We start from the raw sequence: 25,315 nt of genomic DNA, 5'->3' as shown, positions 1-25,315 counted from the left end.
GCCGAAGCTTACGACTGCCAGACCATGATGGGGCGCACTTCGATGCTGCCCATCTTGGCGGAGGGGATCCGCGCCGCGATGGCCAACGCTTCATCCAGGTCCTTCGCTTCGATCAAGTAGTAGCCACCGAGCTGCTCTTTGGTCTCTGCAAAGGGGCCGTCCGTCGTGAGCGTCTTGCCTTCGCGAACGCGCACCGTGGTGGCCGTGGACACGGGCTCCAACGCGTCACCGGCGACGAAATTTCCCTTCGCCTTGATGTCCTCCGTGAACGCCACGTAGTCGCTCGTGAGCTTTCTCCGCGCCTCCGGGTCTCGTCCGGCACCGACCGCTTCGCTTTCGTAGATCAAGAGCAGGTACTGCATGATTTCCTCCTTCTTCTCCTAGTCGAGCGGCGCAGGCGCATTTCGACATTTTTCTTCTCTCGTGATTCCGAGCACTTGAACCCTCGCGTTCACTTTCTTTCGGGCGCCTGTCGATTGGGCGGCGCCTCGCTCGACCTCCCTGCAACGGCCCCGCAGGGCAAAGGAGAATTTCGATGAGCTACGACTACGGACGTTTCAACTGGTTCGAGCTGGTGACCGGAGATCAAGCGCCGGCGCGGGCCTTCTATCCCGAGCTGTTCGGCTGGAAGCTCGAGCCCATGGACATGCCCGGTGGGCAGAGCTACCCGCTACTGAAGGCTGGTGGCGTTCCCTTCGGCGGCTTGCGCGACCTGCCCAAGCCCGGTCTGCCGCCCCACTGGCTGAGCTACGTGTCCGTCGCCGACGTGGAAGCGTCCGCCAAGAAGGTGAAGGCCGCGGGCGGCAGCGTGCTGATGGATCCAGTGACCATTCCCACCGTGGGCCGGATGCAGCCGGTGGCAGATCCGGAAGGCGCGGCCTTCATGCTGTTCCATGGCGAGTCCGGCGATCCGGAGCCGACGGAGGGCGTGGGCGCCGTTCATTGGAACGAGCTGTGGGCCACGGATCCCAAGGCCGCGGCGCGCTTCTACGAGCAAGTGCTGGGCTATGGGCACCAGGTGCGGGAAATGCCAGGGGGCGAGTACATCGTGCTGCACAGCGGCGAGACGCGGCGCGCCGGGATCTTGCGCAAGCCCAGCGCCGAGATTCCGAGCATGTGGCTCAGCTACTTCCAGGTCGCGGACTGCGATGGCGCGGTGAAGCGCGCCGAAAAGCTTGGCGCGACGCCAATCGGCGACGCGATGTCCGTGGAGGGAGTCGGGCGCTTCGCGATCCTGAAAGACGGCCAGGGCGCCGTGTTCGGGGTGATCGCGCCGTGAGGCCGACGTTCCGGCGCGGCCGCGTCGTGGCCGCGCCGGACCAACATCAGCAGGAAAACACCTGCCACTCGAAGATGATGGGGTTCGACTTCTGCCCGGTGGTGTTGGTGGCGTGCGCGCCGTAGATGCGGATTTGGGTGGTCTGCACGGCGCTCGGGAAGGTGAAGCTCCAGTCGTTGGTCTTGCCGGACACGGTGCCCACGGTGACCCACGCGGAGCCGCTCCAATACTGGATGGTGCCGCCGGCCAAGGTACGGCCCGAGTTCGCGCAGGTAGAGGACGTGTTCAGCGAGGTGTCGATGGCTATGCGCTTGACCGTCTTGGCGGAGGACCACGAGTACTGGATGTAGGCGGTGCCCGGTGAGCTGCTGGCGCTGAGCCAATGGAACTTGGTGGTGCTGCAGGTGGCCTCACCAGAGCCATCGTTCATGCGATCCGGTCCCACGCCGTTGGCGGTGGTGCCGCCGCCGCTCGAGGTCGCCGTGGCAGAAGTGGCGATGTTGGTGCTCGGGTTGCAGGTGGAGACGCAGGAGCCGCTCTGGCACGCCTGTCCGGAAGGGCAGACCGTGCTGCAGTTGCCGCAGTGGTTCGGGTCGTTGGAGAGGTTCACGCACTGATTGGAGCAGTTCGTGGTGCCGCCGCTGCACACCACGGTGCAGCTGCCGCTCTGACAGCTCTGCCCGGAGGAGCACACCTTGGTGCAGCTGCCGCAGTGGTTCGGGTCGTTGGACAGGTTCACACATTGCCCGGAGCAATTGGTGGTGCCGCCGGTGCAAACCAGGGTGCAGCTGCCGTTCACGCAGCTCTGGCCGGGAGAGCACACCTTGGTGCAGCTGCCGCAGTGATTTGGATCGACGCTCAGGTCCACGCACTGATTGGAGCAATTGGTGGTGCCGCCGCCGCACACCAAGGTGCAGCTGCCGTTGACACAGGTCTGTCCGCTGCTGCAGGCGGTGCCGCAGCCGCCGCAGTTGGCCGGATCGCTGTTGGTGTCGGCGCACTTGTTGCCACACTTCGTCAGCCCGCCGCTGCACACCAGGCCGCAGGTGCCGTTCTGACACGTCTCGCCGCTGGGGCAGGAGGTGCCGCAGCCGCCGCAGTTGTTCGGGTCCACCGTGGTGTCGACGCACTTGCCGCTGCAGTTGCTGGTGCCGCCGGTGCACGAGAGCTGGCACTGGCCACTGGAGCACACTTCGCCCGCTCCGCAGGCATTGCCGCAGGCTCCGCAGTTGTTCGGGTCCACGCCCAGGTCCACGCACTTGGTGGTACCGCCGGCGCCGGAAGAGCACGCGGTGGTGCCGCCCAGGCAGGAGAGATCGCACTTGCCTACGGAGCACACCTCGCTGGGCAGGCACGCGGTGCCGCAGGCGCCGCAGTTGGTGGGATCCGCCTCGGTGTCGACGCACTTGCCGTCGCAGTTGGTGAGGCCGCCGCTGCAATCCGGAGTGCAGCTCCCTTGCGAGCACAGCTCACCCGCAGCACAGATGTTTCCGCAAGCGCCGCAGTTGGCGGGGTCCGTGTCGGTGTCCACGCAGGCGCCGGCGCACGCCGTGGTGCCGCCACTGCAGCCCGAGAGGCACGTCCCCTGGTTGCACACCTCGCCGCTGGGGCAGGCGTTGTCGCAACCGCCGCAGTGGTCGGGCGAGCTCTGCGTGTCCACGCATTGCGAACCGCACTGCGTGGTGCCGGCGGAGCAGCCGCCACCACAGGTTCCCGCGGAGCACAGCTGCCCCGAAAGACACGCCAGCCCGCAGCCGCCGCAGTTGGCGGGATCCGTGGCCAAGTTGGTGCAGGTGGAACCACACAACGTTCCACCGTTGCAGCCGTTACCACCTTCGCTCGACGGAGGGCCGCCGCCGGTGCTTTCCGACGTGGCACACCCCACGAAGCCGAGGGTGAAGAGGAGCGCAAAGACCAAGACAAAGGGACGCCGAGCCATACTTCAATAGTACCTCAGGTTTTCGATTAGATGTCGGTCCGGCGCGCTCACTCGCGGACGCAAAACGTCTGGGTTGCCGTGCGGGACCCACATTGTGGGTTCGTCGTGGTGGCCCCCGCGCGATACCCCTTGGGGCAGCCGTCGCAGCTGTAGAAAGAGCTGCCACAGCTCGGAACACAGAACGTCTGTAGCCCCTCGCACTGAGCGTTTGGTCGCTTGGAAGCGGCGTGCAAACCCTCGGGGCAGCCGGCGCAGGTGTAGCTGGAGTCCTTGCGTTCGTGGATCACGCCCCGGGAGCGATCGCAGCTGTCCTGGGTGCAGTCGTCGCCGTCGTCCACGTCCACCGGGCCGTGGGTGACCTCGCCGGTTCGGGGGTCGCAGGCATCCACCGTGCAGGCGTCGCCGTCGTCGACCGTTGTCAATTGGTGGGAAACGCCCTGCTTCGGATCGCAGGTGTCCACCGTGCAGGCGTTCTGATCGTCCAGCACGGGAGGCGTACCCGGGATGCAGTGGCCGCTGCCGTCGCAGGTGGCGACGCCGTCACACACGGTCTCGTTGTCGCAGCTCTCGCCCTTGGGAGCGAAGTTCACGCGGCACTGGCCGGCGAAGCATTCCGTCGTGCTGCAGGGCCCTGCGGGCGCGCAGTCCAGCGCCGTGGTGCACTGGGGCTCGGCGCTCTCCTTGTGCGTCGGGCGATCCTTGTCGTTCTTGCAGCCGACCAACAGCACGACGCCGAGAAGGAGAACGGTGCGGGCCATCAGCGGGTCACGGCGATCACGATGGCGATGGCGCCGAGCAGCACGCCCAGCATCGCGAACGCCAGGGTGAGCCAAACGATGGGATGAAGCTTGGCCGCGGCGGGCGCCGCGCCCGGCGGCGGTGGCGCGGAAGGGTCGCGCGGCGGGACCGGGCTCGGCACGCCGGCGGGGGGTGGAAGCCGTCCCAACACGTCCTGGATGGGAACGTGATCCACGGTGTCGGGGAGCTCGCTGCGGGGCGGAGGAATCGAGCCCAAGGACGCTTTCAGGGAGGTCAGGAATGGTCCGGCGAGCTGGAAACGCGCGGCGGGATCCTTGCGAATGGCACGCTCGATCACCGGACCGAGGGGGGTGCGGTACACCGCTTCGGGAAGCACCAGCGGCTCGGGGGCAAGCTGCGTTCGACACGCCTCCGCGTGGTCGCCACCCACCACGGGAACGCCTGCCAGCATCTCCGCGAGCACCAAGCCCGCCGCGTAGAGATCCATGCTCGGCGTCGCCGGCTCGCCGCGAATCTGATCGGGAGACATGTAGCGTGGCGTGCCCACCAGCATGCCGTCGGAGGTGAGCAGCGTGGCCTCCGGCTCCATGCTCTTCGCGATGCCGAAATCCAGCACCTTGACGAAGTCCTCTTCACCCGCAAAGTCACAGATGAAGACGTTGTCCGGCTTGATGTCGCGGTGCACGACGCCCAGCGCGTGGGACTCCATCAAGGCCTTGAGGATCTGGCTGACGATGTGAATGGATCGCGCTTCGCCCAGCGCGCCTTGCTCCTGGAGCACCGCGCGCAGCGTGCGACCGCGCAACAGCTCGTAGACGATGAAGGGCACGGTATCGCCGCCCACCTCGAAATCGAGCAGCCGCACGGTGTTCGGATGCTGCAGCTCCCGCGCGAGATTCGCTTCCCGCCGAAAGCGCGAAGCCCAAGTCTTGTCCGACGGATCCCGAGCCAGCACCTTGAGTGCCACCTCGCGCCCCGTCCGGGTTTCCGCGGCGCGAAACACGCGGCTCTCCGGGCCTCGGGCGAGCTCCGCCTCCAAGCGGTAGCGGCCCCCGAGAACGACGCCGATGCTGAGATCTTCGGGCTGCAACGGGACTGGGATGGAAACCTGAGGCCGGGGCCGGGCGCAAGCGAGACCGCCGTCGATGGACTGAAACTCGCGGGCGCGTCGGTGTCGTCGCGGTGTGTGCCCGTGATTCAGCCGATCGCGGACTCTACGGCCTTGCCCGTCTTGAGCACCTGATCCATTCGCTCCGGGCTCACGCCCATGATGCGACCGAGGGTCTTGCCCATGGCGCCCAGGGTTTCCTCGAAGGGGATGTCCCCACCGTCGCCCCCCTTGCCGGTGGCGGAGTCGATGGCCTGCGCCTGGTAGTCGCTGCCGGACTTGTTGTGCTCGATACCGCCCACCACGCCGCCCTTCACGCCGTTGCCGATCAGCACCGTGACGTGGTGGCTCTTGTTGTGATCGCGTCCCTTGGTGCCCTTGCTCTTGAGCGTGCGGCCGAACACGTTCAGGGAGCCGACGATCACGTCGTGGGTCAGCAGGCCCTGGCTGCGCATGGAATCGAGCTCTTCCACCAACGTTTGCAGCTGTTCGATGGCCGTCACGTGGCGCGCGGCCTCCTTGCTCAGGTCGCCATCGGTGTGGTTGTCACCGCCGAAGTCCAGCTTCAGCGTGATCACCGGCGTGATGTTCATCGCCGCCAACACGGACGCGGCGCGCACTTGGTTCACCTGGTTGTTTCCGTCGATGGCGTCGAGCCGGGAGAGCAGCTCGGTACCAATGCTACGAACTTCGTTGCGAGAGCGCGCCCAGGCTTCCAGCAGATTGCGCTGACTGGGTGTACCGTGCTCCTTGTACAGGGCGTACATGGCATCGATGCTCTTGTCGCGCAGCTGGGTGAGATCCTTGAGCGGTCCGTCCACGCCGCCCAACGCCTTGCGTACGGACACCGGACCCACGTTCGCGAGCACTCGGCCTGCGGAGCTCAACAACTCTCCACCGTTGGCGCCCAAGCTCACGGGATCCGACTGCACGGTGCCCAAACCGGGAGCGAGCTCTCGCGCCAGGAGCGAGATGAGCATGTCGTTCTTCTCGGTCTCCTCCATCATGCGTTGGACTCGACGCATCTCGCCGTGCACCGGCGTGTAGGTCGCGTGATGGAAGAAGCAGGTGCGATCCAGGATGTTCTGCGGCAGCTGGGCCCAAGGCTTGGCAGCGGAGGTGGAGGTCGAGCCCAACTTCAGGCTGGTCTCCGCCATGGTCGCGTCCGTGGGATGGAACACGTCGCTCGGCCCGTAGGTGCCGGGCACGTTGGCGTTGACCGGATCTCCGGAGCTGGAGCAGCTCAAGATGAGCATCTTGCCGTTGGGCAGCTCGTCCGCTCGAGCGCTCAGGGGATCGAGCAGGATCTTCGCGGGGATGCCGGTCGCCAGGGAGCGGAGGATGAGGCCGCCACTCACGGTGGCGAACGCTCCCAGGATTCCGCGGCGGCTGAGCTTGCTGTGTCGATCGTGCGTCATGGCGGCCCTCAGAACCCGACTCCGGCAGAGCCAGGGGACATGCAGGCCACCACGAAGGCGGACTGCAGCGCTTCTTTCTCGGTCTTGCCCGAGTCCATCGCGTCGCTCACGTGATTCTCGAGGATCAGCTGTGCCTGGTCGTGACGGGGATCGCTGGCTGGCAACGCCATCACTTTCTCCACCAACACCGGCATGACCTCTGCCTCGCTCTTGCCGTCGAACAGCTCCTTGGCGTTGAGCGCCGCAATCGTGCAGGCCGCCTCCCGGTTGGCGCGGGTGAACATGCCCGTCTCGCCGATGGTCACGGGATCCACCACGGCGCGGCTGAAGCCGTCGTCGGGGATGGAGGAGGTGGCGTCCCGCATCTGATTCTGCAGGGTAGTGCCGCCTTCGGTGTGCATCTGGAGGTTGCAGATGTCGTCGATGCCCAAGCGATGAGACAGCTGCAGACAGAACTGGGAGCGCCGCGCGATGGTCGCCGTGGTCCCCGTGTTCACCCCGGCAGCGCAAGCGCTCCCGGTCACCAGGGGCGAGGAGAACAGCTTCCGAACGAGCACCCGGAAGTCGAGCCCGGAGTCCTCGAAGGCCTTCACCACCGCGTCGAGCTCCTCCCCCTCCGGGCAGGCCTCGGAGTTGGCGTAGAAGCACAGCTTCTGCGCCCAGGCGTGGGAGAAGAAGGGATGCTTGGCCAGCACGTCGACCAGATCCAGGATGCCGCTGCCCTGGGCCTGCACGCCGCCGAACACGAAGTGACCGGAGAGCGCTTCCTGGTTCGTGTCGAGCTGCTGGCCGGCGAAGTTGGTGTAGCTGGCTCGAACGTAGTCGCGCATCGGGTCCAGCGTTTGGTGACAGCCGTAACACTCCGTGCCCGGTGCGGCGTGCTCTTCGTCCAGATCCGTAGGCTTGAAGTTGCTCACGGCCTTGCCGTCGAAGCTCGCGCCCAACGCCACGATCAGGATTTGGTTCATGACCACGCGGGCCGAGTTGTCCTCGTTGGTGGGCCAGGTGCCGAGGAAGCCCGGAGACCCTAGGAAGCCGGGGCGGTCCGAGTGAATGACCAGCTCGTTCGACCCGCGGAGCTTCTTCAAGTCGTAGAACTTGGTCGCTGTCTCTCCCGCCTTGGGCTTGCGGATCTGGACCATGTGCCAGTCGCTGAAGTCCTCCCGCTCCATGAGCGGCGTCTTGTTCGTCGCCTGGGTGTTGCAACCCGCGTTGTGGCGGCTCAGGGACTGGTGGCGTCCGAGCATGGCGCTGAACACGTAGAACGACGGCGGGATGCCGCCGCTGGCGATGCGCCACTCGCCGTCCACCTTCTTGGTGGTGTCCACCACGTTCACGCTCGCCACGTTGCAGGAGGCGTCCAGGTCGGCGAGCTTGCCATGCCAGAACTTGCCGAAGTTGCTGCTGCTCGGGTCCAGCGATTCCGAGGCCGGCGGCGCGTCCGCCTGGTTTGCGACGAAGCGGAGCGTCGGGAAGTCGTCGCCGGTGGTGCGTACGGTCTTCTTCTCGTCGTCGTCCACCACCACGTCGTCCTGATAGGCCATGTAGGCCATCTGGGCGGTCGTCATCATGATGGTGTTGGTGCTCAGCACGTCGGTCCACGGCTGACCGGACTTGACGATCTCGTACGCAGTTCGCGCGAAGCTCTCGGAGAAGTTCGCGTTCAGCATCTCGTCGGTGGTCGGGCTGGTCGGGTTCGAGAAGCGACCGAGCGACGTGTTGGAGAAGCCCAATGGATAGAAGAAGGTCTCGTTGTCGAGGCCGGTCTGCTGGAAGGCCGTCATGAAGAAGCGGACCAACATGTCCCGGGCGGCGTCGCTCTGGACCCAGACGTCGATCAGCCCTTCGAGGGCGTTCGGGTCCTTTTCCACCGCTGCCAGCTCGGACTCCTCCACGGCCTCGCCGGTGAGCAGCGTCTTGACCTTGGAGACGTAGGAATACGGCTGCAGCAGCGCGTCCAGGTTGCACTCACCGGTGGTGCCGGAGGGCGTCCAGCTCTTGGGGTCCCCTTCCTGCGTGGTCTTGGAGCTTCCGCCCTTCGCCGTCGTCGCGTTGTCGGCGCAGCTGGTCGCGAGCATGGAAAGGGTGAGCGTCGTTGCCGCGGCCCGCGCGACGATGCTTGTGCGCCTTTTCACGGTGCCATTCCTCCTGCCAACCACTGGGCGATGACCTGAACGTCATCGTCGCCCCAGTCGGGTCCTTTGTTTGCTGCCGGCGGCATGGTCTTGGCATCCACCACGCGCTGCTGGATCTGCTTCGCGTGGGCGACCCAGTCTTGGTAGCTCGCCAACGCCGGTCCGCCGGGCTCCTGCCCCGTCGTGTGGCATCCAGCGCAATTGCTCTCGAAGATGGGACGGATGTCCGAGTCCCAGCTGCGCTCTGCGTCCGGAAGGCGCTTGAGCCACACGCGCCGCTCGGCGGCGCCCGCCGCAGCCACCAGCTGATGCCATCCCGCGGAGTCCAGACGCAGACTGCCCGTGCTCGCGCCCGTTTCCGGATCGATGGTGAGCGTCAGCGGTTCACCATCCAACGACGCGGTGACGGTGGCGGCCTCGTCGCTGGCGGTGATGGAGAACGCGTGGTCGAGCTCCTTGGTCCGGAGGTAGGGGCGAACTCCCGCCACATGGACCATCGGAGCGCCGGTGAGGTGGCAGACGGAGCTTCCATGCTCCACCCACAGACCTCCGTCGTGGGCGTGGAGCGAGGCCACGTCGCCGTCCTCGCCGTCGAGGCGTTGCATCTCGCTCCAGCTCTCGCCGTCGAAGCGGAGCAACTGCGAGCCCGACGTCACCCACACCATGCCGCCTGCGGCGCTCAGCTGGCCCGGCGCGCCGTTCGGGAACTGCCAGCGCTGCCACGTCTCGGGGCCGACCCACAGCTCCTCGCCGTCGATGGCCGCGAGCAGCACGCTCTTGTCCGCCGCGGTGGTCACGGCGGCTGCCTTCAGCGCCGGGAACTGCACCGGGCGGTAGTAGGTGGTCGGCTCCACGCGCCACAGCGTGCCGTCCGGCGACGTCATCCACTGCACGTCGTCCGGACCCTGACATTCGCCCTGTTGGAGCAAGAGCTCGCTGGGCGCCGCTGCTCCCTTCGCGCCCGTGTCCCACGCCCACCACTGTTCGTCGTCTCGGCGCTCGAACAGCCTTCCGGCGAAGAGCAGGGAGCCGTTGGTCGTGGGGTCGCCGCACACCGCGGCGTCCTTCGAGAAGCCGGCGGGGGGCGTGAGCTCCACGCGGGACAAGTCCTCGAGCTTCCACAGCCCCGATGCCGTGGTCACCGCGGCATCCACCTGAGACCAAGCCTGGATGCGCTCGATGCCGGACAGCGCGATCTTCGCCACCACTTCGTGGGCCGCATCGAAGGAATCCACGACGCGCAAGAGACTCTCGCCGTTCTCCTCGCGGGCGAGCCACAGCTGACCCTCTGCGCTCACCGAGACCACGCGCTCGCCCGCCAGCAAGTCCGTGCAGAATCCCGAGCTCTCGATCGGGGTCGGCGAGAGCGGAACCTGTTGCGCTTCGGTGTCCGGCGGTGGCGGCGGTCCGCCCGCGTCGGAGATGTGGCCGGTGCAGCCCTCGGCCCCCAGCGCCAAGAGGGTTGCGCTGAACAGGACGGAGATGTGGAGCGGAGGGGTCATTGTGCCGAAGGGGAGCGGTTCACCTCCTTTACGAAATCCGTGCCAGCTGAAATCTCGGCCAAAGCTCCGATAATGCGCCAGAAAGTGGGCCGAGTAGGGACACGATCCCGCGACTGACGGAGTCACACAGGGACCTACGGGGTCGCACCTTGTGCGACGCGGACCTCAGTCGATTCGATACAGGTGCACGGCGTAGCCGTCGAAGGTGTCGCTGAAAGCGCCGCTCTCCACCTTCAGGCTTCGGTCTTCACCGAGCACCGTCGCGCCGCTGCCTTCGGGCACAGCGAAGCTGGCGTCCGCAGATCCGCTCGTCATGCCGATCGCGAACACGTACAGCGAGCCGCCGTGCTGCTTGGTCATCACATCCACTGGCGAGGCGGAGGTGACCGTGACCACGCCGTCGAGGCTGGGTGTGTTCAGCACCGGCGCGAGGTTCTGCACCCGCGCATTGATGTCCGCCACGCCGCTCTTCACCGTCGAGTCCGCGAGGAGCCCCGCTTCGATGAAGCTCGGTGCGAACACGTGGGCGAAGTAGCCGATGCCGCGGGCGCCGTGGATCAGCGCCATCCACACCTCGCTCTCGATCTGGGATACGGACGGCGCGTTGCCGGTGCCGTTGAAGTCCGTCGTCTCGATCCAGGCCCACACCGGCTTCTGATAGCTCACGGCTTCCCGCAGGAAGCTCACGCCCTTCGCGACGTACTCGAGCTTGCCGTGAATCTTCGCGTCCGTCTCGTTCACCGGATAGATGTCGAAGGACACGATGTCCGCGCCCTTGGCGTACTCCGGGTACATCTCCGTCTTGCCCGTGCAAGTACCGCGGCCGACCCAGTCCGTGTTCGCGACGCCCTGGCCAAAATTCAAATAGACCGGGCGAGAGGCGTCGTTCTGCACCATGGTCTGGTACAGGGCCACGATGTCCTGGGGATCCACGCAGGGGTCGTAACCACCGCTGCCGTTGGGTTGGGCGTTGTCCGGCTCGTCCTGCTGCGTCCAGGCCAAGACGGTCTTGTCGGACACGTGACCCGACCAGGCTTGCTCCTGCGCACAGAACGTCGGCATGCCCGCGCTCGAAAGCTCCGTGAGCTGAGCGTCCGTCGGCCCATCCCACAGACCAATGAACAGGTTGATGCCGATGCTCTTGTACTCGGCGGCATTGCTCGGGCTTTGCAGCCACACGGCGATGGGGAAGGTGCTCGTATCCGTGGAGGGGCCGTTCGGCCACTTGCCGTAATACTCCGGACCGCCCTCCCAGGGCAGCGTCGGGTAGCCGCCAGCGGCGCCGCCCGTGCCAGCTTCGCCCCCCGTCCCGCTCGTCCCACCGCCACTTCCGCCCTGTCCTGCCGCGCCTCCGGTGGACGGCGTCCCGCTCGCGTCGTCGCTGCCGCAGCCAAGCGCGAGCAGCGCGGCGAGCACCGAAATTGCGATACCCCGCATGCGCGGAGAATAGCACCCGCTCACTCCTCCCGGCGCATGTCTTCCACAGTTGGGGCGTACTCCACGGACTCGCGACGGCGGCGCAGATCGATGGCCATGGTGCGCGCGGCTGCACCGCGGCGCGTGCGCTCGAGCGCGTCTTCCACCAGCTCGTCGCCCACCTCGAGCCACCAGCGTTCGGCGTCTTCCTCCGTCCAACTGCCAACGTCGGTCAGCGCAGCGAGCTCTTCGGAGAGCGCGAGGGCGCTCGGACGCTCCTTGGGGTCCTTGGACAGGCAGCGCAGCACGAGCTGCTCCAGCGCTTCGGGCACCTTCTTGCCGAGGCGCAGCGAGGGCGGCACCGGCTCGTCGTACACATGCGACGTGCACACCGCCACCATGTTCTCCCCCTCGAACACCGTGGTTCCGCTGAGCAGGAAGTAGGCGACGGCCCCCACCGCGTAGATGTCCGCTTCGGGGCCGACCTCGCCTTCGGTGATCGCCTCCGGCGCCAGGTAGTGCGGCGTGCCCACGAAGGTGTTGGTGCGCGATAGCTTCAGGTCCGCTTCCGTCTCCACCTGCTTCTTTACCAGGCCGAAGTCGAGCACCTTGACGAAATCCGGGATGTTGCCGCGGCGCGAGATCATCAGGTTGGCGGGCTTGATGTCGCGGTGGACGAGCCCCACGGCATGCGCTTCGGCAAGCGCGCCCAGCACCTGTCGCAGGAGCTGCACGACGCGCGCTGGCGGCTGCGGGCCGTCCTCGCGCACCAGCTGCTCCAGCGTCAGCCCTGCGATGTACTCCATGGCGTAGTAGAAGACGTCGTCCGGCGTGCGCCCGTAGTCGTAGATCGCGATGGTGTTCGGGTGTGTGAGCTGGCTCGTGAGCTGCACCTCCCGCTCGAAGCGCGCCAGCCGACTGTCGTCCCGCCGCTCCGCCGGCAACAGCTTGAGCGCCGTGGGTCGCCGCAGCATCGCGTGCGTCGCCTCGTACACCACGCCCATGCCGCCTTCGCCCAGCTTGCGCATCAGGGTGTACTGCCCGAGATGCGCCGCCGCCTGCACCTGCTTCCGCAAGTGCAAGATGGTGCGACCTCCGGACACCACCAACGCGAGCAGTATGCTGCTGGCGAGCCCCCCGAAGAGCAGCCACAGCGGGCCGCGGTCCACCGGCACCACCGAGCTCACCACTACCGCCCACTTTCGATCGGCGAAGCTGAAGCTTCGTTCGTACCCCAGGCGTGGACCCGTTCCTGTCGTGCTCTTCTCGAATAATTGTTGGTCCGCCGCGGAAGCAGAGCGATCGAGTACCTCCACGCCCAGCTCGGTCACGTCGTGATCCCGGAGCGCGCGCTCGAGCACCGGCTTCACTCGAAACACTTCCACGGCACAGCCCAAGAAGCGTAGACGCCGCTCGCTCGGAGACTGGGGCGGAAAGCCGTGGGAGTACACCGGATGAAACACGGCGATGGAGTGCACGCCGGGCGCGTCTTCCACCAAGCGAATGCGACCCGAGGCCACGGTCTTCCCGCTGTCCCGCGCTTGCGTGTACGGCGCGAGGCGCTTGGGGTCTCCGGTCAGATTGAAGCCCAGCGCTTCCGGGTGCGGCGGCACCATGTAGAAGATGGGTGCGTAGCGCTTCCGCGTTGGCGCGGGCACCATGCGACCCCCCTTACCGACTTCGGTGAAGGTGAAACCCTCGAGACCTTCGTCCCGAGCCTCTTGCTCGAACGTCACACGCTCGCCTTGGGCGAGCCATGGAAGCCACTCGAACGCGTAGATCCCGGGGTGGCGCTTCAGGGCACCGGTCACGAACTCGCGAAAGTCCTTGCGCGTGACCTCGTCCGAGGCGGCGAACAGCGCGGGGATCGCGTACAGCGACTCGAGCGGTCCATCGAGCCCGTTCACCACCACGGACGCAGCATCCGCCGCCCGGCGTTCGAAGCCGAGCTTCTGCTCCGCGCGGCGATCGCCGAGGCGCACCCAGAAGATCGCGAGGGTGACGAGGACACCAACGATGAACGTCGCCACCGCCGGCGCGTGACGCCGGGATCCCAGGGTGGAGCTGCCGAGCGGCTCCGTCGGCTTTTCGCGCGTGCGCGGCACCACTGTCGCCTCTTCTCACGGCGCCTTGCGGCTGTCGACGGCGCGGCCCAAACTTTTCCCCCACCCGGTTGTCCAAGCTGCCATGTCCGGCCCCTATCGCTCCCGCCTGGTCCACCCCGAAAATCACGACGAGTTCTGGGCCGCCGTGGAGCGGCGGGCCAAGGCGCTCCGTCGCGCGCCCAAGCTGGTGGCGCTACTGGCAGTGCTCCCCGCCGTGGCCATCATCGCCAGCGCATCGCTGGCCCGGGCGGGAGATGCGTTCACGAGTCACACGCTGCAGCGCGTGGTGGCCTCGCCCTTCGACGAGCCCTTCGGCCTGTTCGTGTCAGCGAGCGGAGCGAACGCGTGGCGCGGTCCCCAGCCCCCCAGCGTGACGCCGCCGGATTTGGAGCAGGGCACCGTCACCATTGCCGACGTGCAGCGCGCCGTCGCCCGCGACGCGAGCGACAAGCTCCGCGCGTGTTACGCCGCGGCCCTTGTGCGAGATCCAGTGCTGCAAGGCGATCTCGTCGTCAGCGTCGCGGTGGCGCCCCACGGTGAGCCGCGCGCCATCAGCACCGGCCCCGCGCCGCTCCGGGCCGCTCTCCACGGCTGCGCCGTGCACGCCCTCGAGAACGTGCGCTACCCGCGGCCGCACCACGAGCCCTTGTGGTTCCACTTCCCGATCCGCTTCTCGCCGCGCTAGCGGTCCAGCGCGGAGCGACGGGACGGGGATCGCGCCGCCCCGACAAAGGAAGACGACGCAGCTACGCGACCAGGCACAGGCGCACGCTGGAAGCGTGGACGGACAAGCGCATGCCGAAACCGAAGTCGAGGTGGTCGCTCTCGATGCCGTCACCGAACACCACGCCGCCTTCGTTCATCTCGGAGACGACCTCGAGGGTATCCGTTTCGGTGAGGCAGCCCGCGGTGATGCGCGTGCCCGTGCTCACGGACGGAAACGCTTCGCGCACCAAGAACGTGACGCGGCCGTCGGTGGGCTCCGGCAGCTCCACCGGCCTCTTGCGTTGGCGTGCGATGGACCGCGCCCAACCCGTGGCGCCGGTGCCGGTGGCCACGATGAGCCCCGAGGAAGACTGGCGTTCGTGATGCTCCTTCCAGCCGATGCGATAGCGCGCGGACTGATGGGATCGGTGTCCGACGAAGACCTCGTTCAGGGCCAGGAGCTTCTGACCGTCGTCGAGCTCGGCTTCCACCAGAGTGCGGCGCTGAATGGGGGCGGCGCCATCGGCGGTGGGCGCGAGCAGCTCGCTGGCCAGGGCAGGGGTGTAGCGTGCGAGCACGCCGTCGTTGCGCTCGGGATCGGGGTTTACGCCGATGACGGGCTGCCCCTGGAGATACTTGGCCACGTTGGCGACGAGCCCGTCCTGACCCACGACCAGGATGACGTCCTCCGGCTCGAACAAGAAGCGGTCGAGATCTTCCCGCGAAACGTGAGCGCGACGAAAAGTGTCGGGGATGCCGCGATGACACTGCTCCAGCACGCCTTGGAAGCGCTGATGGGCGGCCTCCACGTCGGCGAGCTTCTGCCCGTGGGCACGGAGGAAGAACTCGGCCTGCCCACGGGTGGCGTGACGCCGGAGCAGCAGCTCGTACTCCGTGGGCCGAGTCACCGTCACGGCGCGCGGCGTGCGAGCCATCACTTCTCCAGGCGACGCGTTCCGGCTTGCACCAGATCCGAGAGCATCGGACCCAAGAGCTCCGGCGTCAGGTTCAGGTGATCGATGCGCTCGAGCTTGGTGGCGAGCTCGCGCGCGGCGAGGCCCAGCATCACGCCGGTGGGCAGCTCGCGGTACACGTCCATGCGCTCGCGCTCGCTCTCCACCCGGGCGCGCTCCACCATGCGAATGCGCTCGGCGTCGGCTTCCGCCGCGATGCGCTTGCACTCCGCCGAGGCCGACACCTCGAGCTTCTTGGCCAGCGCGGTTTCTTCGGCCCGCCGCCGTTCGTTCTGTCCCGTCTGACGGATGAGCTCTTCCTCGCGGCGCGCCAGCTCGATGCGGTTTTGGAGCTCGTTCTCCTCGATGGCGCGTTCCTTCTCCACCGCCAGCGCGCGGCGCTCGAAGGTGGCCTGGTCCGCTTCTTGTTGGATCTTCTCCCGCGTCGGCATCTCCAGCGCGCGCTCCAGCTCCGCCGTGGGCTGCACGGCGGCCACGCGCACGGTGGCGATGTGAATGCCCATGCCGGCGATGCCCGCGTCTTGCTCGAGCCCCGCGGTCACCCGCTCGCGGATGGTCGAGTAGCCCTCCGTCAAAATTCGTCGGATGGGCGTCTCCGTGACGTACGCCAGCGCGTGCTGTTGCGCGAGCTGCGTGAGCAGCCCCGCGAGCTTCTCCAGCGGCTGGGCCTCGTAGCTGCCGGAGCTGGAGTCCACGGTGAAGTCGACGTGGGCCGCGAGCTCCTGCGGCTCCGCAACGCGATACGTGATCACGCCCTGGGTGGTGACGTCCTGGAAATCGCTGGAGCGCCCGTGGAAGGCGAAGGGCAGCTCGCGATCGTCGAGGGGCACCTCCGCCATGCTGGCGGACAGGGGCAGGAACCAGAAGGTGAGCCCCGGTCCGCTCGCCACCCGCTTTCCGCGGCGGTAGCGCAGCACGAACATCGCCGGGCTCGAGCGGAAGTGGCGGAAAAGGCCGTAGTTTCTGATCTCTGCCATGACGGACCTCGTGAGGTTCAAACAGCGGAGCGCTTGCCGAAGCGATACAGCTCCGCGGGGCGATGACCGACGTCCTGCTGCCGCTCGCCGGTGGCTTCCAAGAGCCCGGACGAGAGCATGCGGCGCCGGAAGGAGTCCTTGTTCTGGGGGCGTCCGGAGACGGTCTCGTGCACCTGCATCAGGTCGAGCAGCGTGAACGTCTCCGGCAGCAGCTGAAAGCCGATGGGTGAGTAGTCGAGCTTCCCGCGCAAGCGTTTGACCGCCATGCCCAGGATGTCGTCGTGATCGAAGGCGAGCTCGAGCGGCTTGCCGGAGGCGTCGTCCACGCCAACGGGTCCGCCCACCTCGCCTTCCCACGGAATGCGCAGGCGCCCGACCGTGCCTTCGGAGTTGGCGCGCTCGTCGAAACGCGCGCGATCCACCAGCGCATAGTACGCGACGCTCACCACCCGCGTTCGCGGATCCCGCCCTGGGTTACCGAAGGTGTACAGCTGCTCCAAGAACACGCCGGACAGGCCCGTCTTGGCCGCCAGCACGCGCCGCGCCGCCGCTTCCAGCGACTCCTTCATCCCGACGAAGCCACCGGGCAAGGCGTAACGACCGCGATGCGGATGCTCCCCGCGCCGGATCAGCAAGGTGTACAGCGCGCCGTCGACCACGCTCACGAGCGCCACGTCCACCGCCACGCTCGGCCGCTCGAACTCGGCCGGGTCGTACTTGGCGAGGAACTCCGCCTCGTCTCGCGGGGCCCGCTGGGCCTTCTTTGCACGGGAGGTCGCCATATATGCAGAATACATATATGCGTAACGCAGATATGTCAAGGAAGGCCCGCGCAGATGCCCCAAAACCAACGACTTGCCCCGCTGCTTTTGTTGTCGCCTCGCCGCGGAACCTCGCGGACGGCCCCGCGGGACGCTATGGTCGTAGGGTGCAGAGGGTTGGGTGGTGTGCGGGGTGTCTACTGATCGGGCTCTTGGGCTGCGGTAGCGACGACTCGGGCGGCGGCGGTCCAGCGGGCAGCGGCGGCGCGAGCAGCGGCGGCCAAGCGGGCGCGAGCAGCGGCGGCACGAGCAGCGGCGGCCAAGCGGGCGCGAGCAGCGGTGGCTCGAGTAGCGGCGGCGCGAGCAGCGGCGGCACGAGTAGCGGCGGGCAAGCCGGCAGCGGCGGCGGGCAAGCGGGCGCGAGCAGCGGCGGCACGGGCGGCCAAGCGGGCAGCGGCGGCACGAGCACGGGCGGCCAAGCCGGCACCGGCGGCCAAGCGGGCTGCAACTTCACGGAGACCTTCAGCGGCGCCAACGGATCCCCCTGGCCGTCGCCCTGGAAAGCCGCGGGGGGCGTACAGACCGCCGACATCCAGAACGGACGTGGCCGTTTGATCCCGCAGACGACGAGCTACTCCTTGGCACGCATGACGGCGCCGCTGGGTTGCAGCGAGGCCCAGGTCACCTTCAGCTTCGAGTTCTCGAGCGAGAACACCCAGGGCGTCGGCTTCTATCTGCGTCAGAACGGCGGCTACCTCACGCAGTCCACGCCCAACGGGCAGGGCTACGCGGTGTTCGTGGAGGCGTTCCGCAATCCGGAAGGCATCGGTGTTTGGCACGAGCTGACCGGCAACGAGAGCCTCATGGGTTCCGTCTCGCCGGTGTCGCTCAGCGCCGGTGTGCTGTACCGCGTGCGCTATCGGCTGACGCAGGTGAACGCCGGTCAGTCGCGGTTGCAGGGCAAGGTGTGGCCGGCGAGCGGCAGTGAGCCGAGCGCGTACCAGGTGGACCGCACCGACAGCTCCGCGGTGCTCCAGAACCTTGTCGGCGATCTCGCGGTGGACTCCTGGAGCTCCATGACGAGCGGGACGGCCGCGGCGCTATACGTCGACGACATCGTCGTCAGCCCGCCGTGACGGCGCGGAGCTCGTAGCGCTCTGTCACCCCCGCGAGCTACTCTTCGCTCCGACATGGACCCCCTCCTCGAGAACGAGCTCATCCAGCTGTTCGAGCACCCGGAGCGAAAGCTGATCCGCGTCGTTCGCTCGGCGCGCCGCCCCGAGCGGCAAGAAGCCATCGTGGAAACGTATCGCGAAGCGCTGGGCCTCCTTCGCCCAGAGCACGCCTCCTGGGGTGTGCTCATCGACGTGCGGAGCGCACCCGGTGTGAACGACGAGCCCTTCGAGCGGTCCGTCGAAGTCGTTCGTAGCGAGCTCGCTTCTCGCGTTGCACGGGTCGTGTTCCTCGTCTCGAGCGCCGTCGGCGCGCTGCAGGTGAACCGTGTCGCTCGGGAATCCGGAACACGTGCCAGCGTGACCCAGGACGAAGACGAAGCGCTGCGTTGGGCAACCGGCGAGGCGTGACGCGCCCCGGGAGCGCGACGGGGTTCGCGCCGGACCAACAAAGGCAGACTACCAGAGCTGGCCGCTCCGCCACTCTTTGACCAGCACCACGAGCAGGTACACGGCGCCCAGGGCCACACCGACGAGGGCGAGCCACAGCATGCCGTCGAACACCGTGCCGGGAATGCGCATCAGCCGGGCTCCCGCATTTCTTCCGCCAGGGATTTGAAGTCGAAGGGCGCCGGTGCCAGGGCGCTGCCGACGACGACGCACAGCATGCTGACGGCGGCGCCCACCAGCGCCGCGGTGTACCAGCCGATCACGAAGTAGGACGTGAGGCCCGCGGCGGTGCCCAGCACCATGCCCAGCGTGGCGGCCTTGGGGTTCGCGGTCTTCCAGTACAGCCCCGCGGCGATGGGCCAGATGGTGGAAGCCACGAACGCCCCGGTGAAGGCGATCATGCGGGCCAGGGTGGTGGCCTTGCTCCAGCACAGGGCGATGGAGAGCACGCCCAGCGCCAGGACCAACGTGCGCGCCGCGCGGCGGAGCTCGGGACCCCGGGCCTGGGGTCGAAGGATGCGGCGGTACACGTCTTCCACGAGCAGATCCGAGGTGGCGGCCAACAGCGAATCCAGGGAGGACGCGAGGGACGAGAACACCACCACGAAGATCAGGATGGCTCCCACCTTGCCCATCATGTGAGCGACCACCAGGGGTCCCACCATGTCGAGCGCCGGCACGTTGATGCCCAGCACGGGAGCGAACAGCGCCAGGGCGCCGGCGGCGATGGGCACCGGCAGCCAGGCGAGGCCGGCCACGAGATACGCGCGGAAGCCCACGCCCTTGCGGAAGGCGAGGGCGCGCGACCACCACACGTTGCTGTGGAAGATCTCGCCCAGGCCGAACAGCAAGTTGTTGAACAGGAACATGATGGAGGCCGGCATCAGCAGGTTCAAGAGCCCGGGCCGCGTCTGGGCGAGCTCGTGATGGATCTGCACGGGCTCCACCTGGGTGAAGCCCACGAAGCCCACGACGCACAGGCCCACCAAGATGAGCAGGCTCTGAATGAAGTCCGTGCCGATCACGGCGTGCAGGCCACCGAGCAGCGTGTAGCCCACGCACACCACGGTGATGACGACCATGCCCACTTCGTAAGGGATGCCCGTGAGAGCGTGCAGCAAGATGCCGCCGGCCATGCCCATGCTCACCAGCCAGCCGAGGCCGTAGAAGAACGAGATCAGCAGGAACACGATCCACGCGGCGACGCCGTAGCGGGTGCGCACGAAGTCCCCGCTGGTGTAGCCGTGGGGCATCAGGTGCTTGATGCGCTCCGCCATGGGCGCGAACAGCAGCAAACCCACGGCGCCCAGGGAGTAGCCGACCATGCCCCATACACCGAAGCGGTACGCCACCTCTGGTGCCGCCATCGTGGTGTTGGAGGTGACCCAGGTGGCCATCGCGGTGGCGGTGCCCAGCGCCAGGCCCACCTTGCGACCAGCCAGCATGTGCCCTTCGAAGGTGGTGCCGTGCCGACCCCAGTACCAACCGAGGAAGATCCAGAGCAGCGAGAAGCCCGCCAGGATGATCCAGCCGGTGCTGGCTTCCAGGACCGGACCGGTCATCCGATCTCACCCCGCTTGTGGGCGCGATGGCCGCGCAAGATCACGATCACCGTGGCCAGCGTGACGAGGGAGCCGACGAAGAAGAACGACAGCGCCAGGGTCAACGGGTAGGGGCGCACCTTGACCACGCAGGGGGTGGCGCTTCGTCCCTGCACGGTGCTCAGCGAGTATTGGTAGTCCCCGGCGGGGCGCCCGGTGACGGTGCTGCCGTGGGAGCGTCCCTCGAACAACGTGCGCGATTGGTCGCCCTGCTTCTCGACCAGGCGAAACGTTGCGTCCTTGGGTCCCGTCCACGAGAGCTTGAAGGCGCCGTCTCGGTTGGCACCGCCGGGCGGGCACTTGAGCTCGAGAGGCTCCGGCATCAGCTGCCGCTCTCGGCCGTCCGCTTCTTGATGCCGTCCATCATCACCGGGTAGTTGCCGAACATGTCGAACACCCGCTGGCCGCCGAGGTCACCGAACTTTTCGCGCCAGATGCGGTAGTAGAACAGCATCTCTTTCGATGCGAGGGCGGCCTCGGGCCACTCCTGCTGCGCGTCCTTCAGCTCCTTGTCGCTGATCTGGGAGTCCACATGTTGGATGATGTGGCGCGCGCCGCTACCCTGATCGAAGGGCATCTTCTCGCGCCACACGATGTCCCGCGGCAAGAGATCGTCGAAGGCCTGGCGCAGGATGTACTTCTCGATGCGGCGGCCGCCCTCCTCCTTGACCTTCACCTCCCCGGGCAGGTTCAGGGCGTACTCCACCAGGCTGCGGTCCAGGAACGGAACGCGCGCTTCCAAGCTCACCGCCATGCTCATGCGATCGAGCCGCTTGCACTCCGTGTTGTGCAGATTGTTGATGAGCGTCCACGAAGCTTCCACCATCTGCGGCCAGCTCATGTGGCGTACGGCCTTGTAGCCGGCGAAGATCTCGTCAGAACCTTCACCGCACAGCACCACTTTGAGCCCCGCGCTCTTGGCGTGACGCGCGGCCAGCAGCGTGACCACCGCGCCGGTGACCATGGACGGGTTGTAGCTCTCCACGTGCCAGATCACCTCCGGCAGCGCCTCGAGCATCTCGTCGATGGTGAAGGGTTGCACGTAGTGCTTCACGCCCAGGTGCTCCGCCACGCGCTTGGCGGCCACCACGTCCGGCGAGCCCTCCATGCCCACGGTGAAGGCCCGCACGCGCGGATTGTGCTGCGCCGCGAGCGCCGTGATGATGCTGGAATCCAGCCCGCCGCTGAGGAACGTGCCCACCTCCACGTCCGCCATCAGCCGCTTCTTCACGGCGTGATCGAGCAGCGCGCGGACGATGTGTGGATCCGGCACGCTGCGTTGCGTGGCCAGGTAATAGTACTGCTCCGGGCCGCGCTCCGTCAGCCGAAAGCCCGGCGGCAGCATGCGTACCGTCTGCGGCTCCGCGCCGCCGGCAATCAACGCCTTCGCTTCCGAGGCAAAATACCAGCGCCGGCCATCGCGCGCGTAATAGAAGGGCTTGATGCCGATCGGATCTCGCGCCGCCAGGAACGTCTGCTTCTTGCGGTCGTAGAGCACGAAGGCGAACATGCCGTCGAGCAGGTTCACGCAGTCTTCCCCGTGGTCCTCGTACAGGTGCGAGATCACCTCGGCGTCGGATCGGGTGAGCAGCTCGTGCTCCGAGAGGTCCGCCGCGATGGCTTCGTGGTTGTAGATCTCGCCGTTGCACACGACGCGCACGTCACCGCTCTCGTTCCGGAGCGGCTGCTCGCCGCGCTCCAGATCCACGATGCTCAGGCGGTTGATGCCGATGCCGCAGCGTTCATCGTGGAACTCGTAGCGCGTGCTGTCTTCCCCACGGTGGACCGTGGATTCGAGCATGGCATTGAGCGCATGCTCGTCGTTGGCGTTGAACATTCCGACGATGCCGCACATTCTCCACAGGTACCGAAGGCGTCGCACAAAACCAACCCTTGGAGCCATTTTTGGCTCGATTTCGCGCCAGCCGCCCAGAAACTGCCGTTTCATCGATCTGCTGCAGCTGGGTGTTGGTGCGTCGCGATCCCCGCCGCGCTCCGCGGGCATATGGCGTCGCGGGAGCGCGGTGCGTCGCGAGGCGCGGGCATATGGCGTCGCAGGAACGCAGTGCATCGCGAGGCGCGCGCACCGCTCCACGCTTCGGTCGTCCAGAAACGGCTTCGGCGCTCTGCCGCAGCTGGATGTCGTAGCAGCGCGATCCCGCTCGCGATCTGTGCTCAGATGGCGTCATGCCGCGCTACGTCGCCTTCCTCAGAGCCGTGAACGTCGGAAAGCGCACGGTGCCCATGGCGCGCTTGAAGGAAGAGCTCGAGGCCCTCGGCTTCAGCAAGGTGAGCACCTTCCTGAACAGCGGTAATGCCGTCTTCGAGAGCCGCGCCAAGGCCGAGAGCGTCGAGAAGAAGATCGAGACGGCGCTGGAGAAGGCCTTTGGATTCGAGGTGCCCACGCTGGTGCGGAGTTGGGCAGACGTGGAGCGCATTGCGGCGCACAAGCCCTACGGCGACGTAACGAAGCCGCGGACTCACATGGTCGCATTCCTGCGCAATGCGCCCGGCAAGAAGGTAGCGCAACAGATCGAAGCGCTCTCGAACGACGTCGACACCTTGAAGGTGAAGGGCCGGGAAGTGCACTGGCTGATCGAGGGCGGCGTTTCCGGGACGTCGCTCAAGGGCAAGGACTGGGGCGCCATGGGCGGCGAGACGACCACGACGCGCAACACGACCATGCTGCGCAAGTTGGTCGACAAGTTCCGCCCCTAGCCGCCCACGCCGCCCCGCGCGTCCGTGCCGCCCCGCGCGTCCGTGCCGCCCCGCGCATCGTGCCCGCGCCGCTCTGCGCGTCGTGCCCGCGCCGCTCTGCGCGTCGTGCCCGCGCCGCCCTCTCACACCATTTCACTTCCGCCCCTTGCACCTGCCCTTTCCCGTGATAACATGTGCCCAATTCAAGATGTCCGCGCCCGCTCCCAGCACCCGCGCACCCTCCCGCAAGGCGTCCGGCACCTCCCCGCGCGCCCTCCGCCCCGCGCCTTCCGCCCCCCGGGCTTCCTCCGGCGCTCCCCGCTCTTCGACTTGGGGCGGCCGCCGTCGCGGTGCTGGCCGCAAGCGCGTCGAGGGCTCCGGCGTCCGTCACGCCAAGCGCCGTCCCACCCATCGTGAGCGCGCCGTCTTCGTCACGCTCCGCGTCCGCGCCGACATAGTGAATCTCCGCCGCCCTTCGAGCTACCGCGTCATCACTCGCGCCTTCGAGGCATGGCGCAAACACAAGGGTTTCCGCCTGCTTCACTTCTCCGTCATGGGGAATCATCTCCACCTCCTCGTGGAGGCGAACAACACGCCCTCCCTTTCCCGCGCCATGCAGGGCATCGCCATCCGCATTGCCAAGGGCATGAATCGCGTCATGGGGCGCAAGCGCGGCCGCGTCTTTGCCGGCCGCTATCACCACGACGTCATCGACACTCGCCGCGGCGTCCGCAACGTCCTCGCTTACATCCTTTGCAATGCCCGCAAGCACTTCCCCAACAAGAAGCTCGGGCGCACCTGGGTGGACCCCTGGTCCAGCGGTCACGACTTCGACGGCTGGCTCGGGGATTGGACCTGTGACCGCAAGGGCAAGGCGCCCATCACTGCCCCCCTCTCCATCATCGCCAAGCAGTGGCGCGACAGTGGCGGCGGTATCCCACCGGACACCGTCCCCGGAAAGCGCCCGCACCTCCACGCGTGAGGCGGACTACCTCGAACACCGTGCGCGATCATGTCGGTCCGCCGCGGAACCACGCGGACGGACGTCAGAGCGAAGCACTGACGCCCACGCGAACGCAGAGCGAACCACTGACACCCACGCGAACGGACGTCAGAATGACCCACTGACGTCCAGCGTGGCGCCGCCTCGCGGCATCGTTCCGGCGCGGAATGCGCGCGGCCGTGCCGACGCAGGACCGCGACACTGCTCGTGGCGTGCCTTTCCCTGTGCGTCCATCACGGCCATCGCGGGGCGGGCTCACTCAAATCCGGACCTGGCCTGCGACAAAGGTGGTCGCAGGTAGCATGGCGATGACAGCAGGATTCCCGGGCAACGTGCACTCGGCATGGCGGCTGTCATGCGGACAGGCGCTGGAACGGGATATCTGAGGGCATGACCCGAACGCCCCTGCGCCTCACCACTTTCGCTGTCGCCTTGTTGCTTTTTTCCTGCTCTTCTGGGAGCGGCGGCGGGGGCGGTATGGGCGGCGCCTCGGGCAATGGCGCCACGTCGGCAGGAGGCGGCGGTGCCGCATCGACGGGAGGCAGTGCGGCAAGCGGTGGCAGCGGCGGAAGCACTGCTAGCGGCTGGGTATGCCGGCATCGAGACGACCGCATGGATCCTCGCGATGGTTGCTACTGCGACACGCTTGCGCCGGGCGAGGATCCCCTGTTCCCATTGGTCGCAAACTGCGACGACACCTTCGCTGGTGCAGGAAAGACCGTGTGCTGCCGCGATGCAGACAGCTGCCTGTGCGTGTACGTGGGCTGTGACTCGAACTCGATAACGGACACGTGTCAGTGCGGTGCGGACCACGGCAGTGCGATCTTGTCGTCCATGGAGGAGGTGTCTACCTGCAGTCCGCTTCCGGGCGGGCGCTGCTGCAAGAACGAGACGGAGCATTCCTGCGGATGCGACACCCTCGACACGCAGTGCGGTGCTCAGTACGGAGACTACAACGTTCCCACGTGCACAGCGACGACAGTCGTTCCGGGGTGTTGGAGCGGAAAGCAGCAAGTCGATAGCTGCAACACGCCGTGATGGCGAGCTGACCCTGCACTAGCACCGGTGTACACAGAGCAACCGCTCCGCGTGGGCAGCTGTCAGGCAATTCCAGCACCGGATCTGCGTGCCGAGGCGTGGTCGCCCGAAATGGCGTAGGCCACTCCGGCGAGCCATTCGTGGAGCCATTCGAGCGCGAGAAGCTTCCTCCCAGCGAATGACGGCAGGGTCGCCAGCGAGGGAAACGCAGCATGCGGGTCCTGGGAGCTCATCCACTTCGAAGGGCGCGTGCACGATCATGTCGGTCCGCCGCGG

22 protein-coding genes are annotated in these 25,315 nt (G+C 67.1%); 7 read left to right on the top strand and 15 right to left on the bottom strand.

From position 1 onward, the window contains the following. Positions 1-8: 8 nt before the first annotated feature. Entirely contained in the window at positions 9-362 is a 354-nt protein-coding gene (locus tag H6717_33330) for a YciI family protein (protein ID MCB9581964.1), read from the bottom strand. A 173-nt stretch (positions 363-535) separates the two neighbouring features. On the opposite strand from H6717_33330, the gene H6717_33325 reads away from it, so the two are divergent. Next, a complete protein-coding gene (locus H6717_33325) occupies positions 536-1,279 on the top strand; it encodes a VOC family protein (GenBank protein ID MCB9581963.1) in 744 nt (247 codons plus the stop codon). A 46-nt stretch (positions 1,280-1,325) separates the two neighbouring features. Here H6717_33325 and H6717_33320 read toward each other — a convergent pair whose 3' ends face one another. The 8 genes from H6717_33320 to H6717_33285 all read right to left on the bottom strand — a co-directional run bounded on the left by H6717_33320 (position 1,326) and on the right by H6717_33285 (position 13,661). Continuing rightward, positions 1,326-3,218: a hypothetical protein gene (locus H6717_33320; GenBank protein ID MCB9581962.1), complete on the bottom strand. Its 1,893-nt coding sequence runs from the start codon at positions 3,216-3,218 to the stop codon at positions 1,326-1,328. 47 nt (positions 3,219-3,265) lie between these two features. Then, positions 3,266-3,976, bottom strand: a complete 711-nt coding sequence (locus tag H6717_33315; GenBank protein MCB9581961.1) for a hypothetical protein — start codon at positions 3,974-3,976, stop codon at positions 3,266-3,268. Next, positions 3,976-5,067: a serine/threonine protein kinase gene (locus H6717_33310; protein MCB9581960.1), complete on the bottom strand. Its 1,092-nt coding sequence runs from the start codon at positions 5,065-5,067 to the stop codon at positions 3,976-3,978. The genes H6717_33315 and H6717_33310 overlap by 1 nt, the downstream gene beginning before the upstream one ends. A gap of 107 nt (positions 5,068-5,174) precedes the next feature. Continuing rightward, entirely contained in the window at positions 5,175-6,503 is a 1,329-nt protein-coding gene (locus tag H6717_33305; GenBank protein MCB9581959.1) for a DUF1501 domain-containing protein, read from the bottom strand. An 8-nt stretch (positions 6,504-6,511) separates the two neighbouring features. Further along, entirely contained in the window at positions 6,512-8,638 is a 2,127-nt protein-coding gene (locus tag H6717_33300; protein MCB9581958.1) for a hypothetical protein, read from the bottom strand. Next, positions 8,635-10,140 (bottom strand): cytochrome c, encoded by a 1,506-nt coding sequence (locus H6717_33295; GenBank protein MCB9581957.1) that lies wholly within the window; start codon positions 10,138-10,140, stop codon positions 8,635-8,637. The genes H6717_33300 and H6717_33295 overlap by 4 nt, the downstream gene beginning before the upstream one ends. Before the next feature lie 165 nt (positions 10,141-10,305). After that, a complete protein-coding gene (locus H6717_33290) occupies positions 10,306-11,577 on the bottom strand; it encodes a hypothetical protein (protein ID MCB9581956.1) in 1,272 nt (423 codons plus the stop codon). Between the two features lie 20 nt (positions 11,578-11,597). Then, positions 11,598-13,661, bottom strand: a complete 2,064-nt coding sequence (locus H6717_33285) for a CHASE domain-containing protein (GenBank protein MCB9581955.1) — start codon at positions 13,659-13,661, stop codon at positions 11,598-11,600. 82 nt (positions 13,662-13,743) lie between these two features. Here H6717_33285 and H6717_33280 point away from each other — a divergent pair, with 82 nt between their 5' ends. Continuing rightward, the gene (locus tag H6717_33280; GenBank protein MCB9581954.1) at positions 13,744-14,346 is read left to right on the top strand and encodes a hypothetical protein; all 603 of its coding nucleotides are present in this window, start codon (positions 13,744-13,746) and stop codon (positions 14,344-14,346) included. Between the two features lie 61 nt (positions 14,347-14,407). Here H6717_33280 and H6717_33275 read toward each other — a convergent pair whose 3' ends face one another. From H6717_33275 to H6717_33265, 3 genes are read right to left on the bottom strand one after another with little or no spacing between them, the layout of a single operon-like run. Further along, positions 14,408-15,304 (bottom strand): NAD(+)/NADH kinase, encoded by an 897-nt coding sequence (locus H6717_33275; GenBank protein MCB9581953.1) that lies wholly within the window; start codon positions 15,302-15,304, stop codon positions 14,408-14,410. Further along, positions 15,301-16,317: a band 7 protein gene (locus H6717_33270; GenBank protein ID MCB9581952.1), complete on the bottom strand. Its 1,017-nt coding sequence runs from the start codon at positions 16,315-16,317 to the stop codon at positions 15,301-15,303. The genes H6717_33275 and H6717_33270 overlap by 4 nt, the downstream gene beginning before the upstream one ends. Before the next feature lie 17 nt (positions 16,318-16,334). Next, positions 16,335-17,099 carry an NUDIX domain-containing protein gene (locus H6717_33265; GenBank protein MCB9581951.1) on the bottom strand — a complete coding sequence of 255 codons (765 nt, stop codon included), beginning with the start codon at positions 17,097-17,099 and terminating at the stop codon, positions 16,335-16,337. Between the two features lie 146 nt (positions 17,100-17,245). On the opposite strand from H6717_33265, the gene H6717_33260 reads away from it, so the two are divergent. Together H6717_33260 and H6717_33255 are read left to right on the top strand one after the other, a co-directional pair. After that, entirely contained in the window at positions 17,246-18,214 is a 969-nt protein-coding gene (locus H6717_33260) for a hypothetical protein (GenBank protein MCB9581950.1), read from the top strand. 54 nt (positions 18,215-18,268) lie between these two features. Further along, positions 18,269-18,661: a hypothetical protein gene (locus H6717_33255; protein MCB9581949.1), complete on the top strand. Its 393-nt coding sequence runs from the start codon at positions 18,269-18,271 to the stop codon at positions 18,659-18,661. 170 nt (positions 18,662-18,831) lie between these two features. On the opposite strand, the gene H6717_33250 is transcribed toward H6717_33255, so the two are convergent. From H6717_33250 to H6717_33240, 3 genes are read right to left on the bottom strand one after another with little or no spacing between them, the layout of a single operon-like run. Continuing rightward, positions 18,832-20,262 (bottom strand): urea transporter, encoded by a 1,431-nt coding sequence (locus H6717_33250; protein ID MCB9581948.1) that lies wholly within the window; start codon positions 20,260-20,262, stop codon positions 18,832-18,834. Next, positions 20,259-20,624, bottom strand: a complete 366-nt coding sequence (locus H6717_33245; protein ID MCB9581947.1) for a hypothetical protein — start codon at positions 20,622-20,624, stop codon at positions 20,259-20,261. Before H6717_33245 ends, H6717_33250 begins: the two co-directional genes overlap by 4 nt. Then, positions 20,624-22,156 carry an asparagine synthetase B gene (locus H6717_33240; GenBank protein MCB9581946.1) on the bottom strand — a complete coding sequence of 511 codons (1,533 nt, stop codon included), beginning with the start codon at positions 22,154-22,156 and terminating at the stop codon, positions 20,624-20,626. The genes H6717_33245 and H6717_33240 overlap by 1 nt, the downstream gene beginning before the upstream one ends. A gap of 332 nt (positions 22,157-22,488) precedes the next feature. Here H6717_33240 and H6717_33235 point away from each other — a divergent pair, with 332 nt between their 5' ends. The 3 genes from H6717_33235 to H6717_33225 all read left to right on the top strand — a co-directional run bounded on the left by H6717_33235 (position 22,489) and on the right by H6717_33225 (position 25,039). Continuing rightward, positions 22,489-23,019, top strand: coding sequence for a DUF1697 domain-containing protein (locus tag H6717_33235; protein MCB9581945.1), 531 nt, complete (start codon positions 22,489-22,491; stop codon positions 23,017-23,019). Between the two features lie 436 nt (positions 23,020-23,455). Then, on the top strand, positions 23,456-23,980 hold the full coding sequence (locus tag H6717_33230) for a transposase (GenBank protein MCB9581944.1): 525 nt from the start codon (positions 23,456-23,458) through the stop codon (positions 23,978-23,980). 411 nt (positions 23,981-24,391) lie between these two features. Then, the gene (locus H6717_33225) at positions 24,392-25,039 is read left to right on the top strand and encodes a hypothetical protein (protein MCB9581943.1); all 648 of its coding nucleotides are present in this window, start codon (positions 24,392-24,394) and stop codon (positions 25,037-25,039) included. Positions 25,040-25,315 lie beyond the last annotated feature (276 nt).

The sequence above is a fragment of the Polyangiaceae bacterium genome (assembly GCA_020633235.1).
GTDB lineage: Bacteria > Myxococcota_A > Polyangia > Polyangiales > Polyangiaceae > JACKEA01.
The sequence above is the reverse complement of the archived record's forward strand: the minus strand, read 5'-3'. Positions and strand labels throughout refer to the sequence as shown.